Source organism: Vibrio mytili (assembly GCF_000830505.1).
Classification (GTDB): Bacteria; Pseudomonadota; Gammaproteobacteria; order Enterobacterales; family Vibrionaceae; genus Vibrio; species Vibrio mytili.
Genome location: NZ_JXOK01000014.1, coordinates 1 through 785 on the forward strand (window position 1 = coordinate 1; position 785 = coordinate 785).

Consider the following 785-nt stretch of genomic DNA (forward strand, 5'->3'; position numbering starts at 1 on the left):
TGTCTCTCGCTCATTCAAATAATGAGAGACAACTTTGGTTGTTTAACGTCAATTCGAAACTTCTTCGGGTTGTATGGTTAAGTGACTAAGCGTACACGGTGGATGCCTTGGCAGTCAGAGGCGATGAAGGACGTATTAACTTGCGATAAGCCCAGATTAGGCAGTAAAAGCCACTTGAGTCTGGGATTTCCGAATGGGGAAACCCACTAGCATAAGCTAGTATCGCTGCGTGAATACATAGCGCAGCGAGGCGAACCGGGGGAACTGAAACATCTAAGTACCCCGAGGAAAAGAAATCAACCGAGATTCCGAAAGTAGCGGCGAGCGAAATTGGACTAGCCCTTAAGCTTTATATGCGTTAGACGAACGGTCTGGAAAGTCCGGCGATACAGGGTGATAGCCCCGTAGTTGACAACGCACATTCAGTGAAATCGAGTAGGGCGGGACACGTGATATCCTGTCTGAATATGGGGGGACCATCCTCCAAGGCTAAATACTACTGACTGACCGATAGTGAACCAGTACCGTGAGGGAAAGGCGAAAAGAACCCCTGTGAGGGGAGTGAAATAGAACCTGAAACCGTGTACGTACAAGCAGTAGGAGCACCTTCGTGGTGTGACTGCGTACCTTTTGTATAATGGGTCAGCGACTTATATTCAGTGGCAAGGTTAACCATCTAGGGGAGCCGTAGGGAAACCGAGTCTTAACTGGGCGTTCAGTCTCTGGATATAGACCCGAAACCAGGTGATCTAGCCATGGGCAGGTTGAAGGTTGAGTAACATCAA

1 rRNA gene is annotated in these 785 nt (G+C 48.7%); it reads left to right on the forward strand.

Annotation, left to right across the window (positions count from 1 at the left end):
* Positions 1-75: 75 nt before the first annotated feature.
* Positions 76-785: ribosomal RNA gene (locus tag SU60_RS05755) — 23S ribosomal RNA — on the forward strand; the annotation flags it as partial.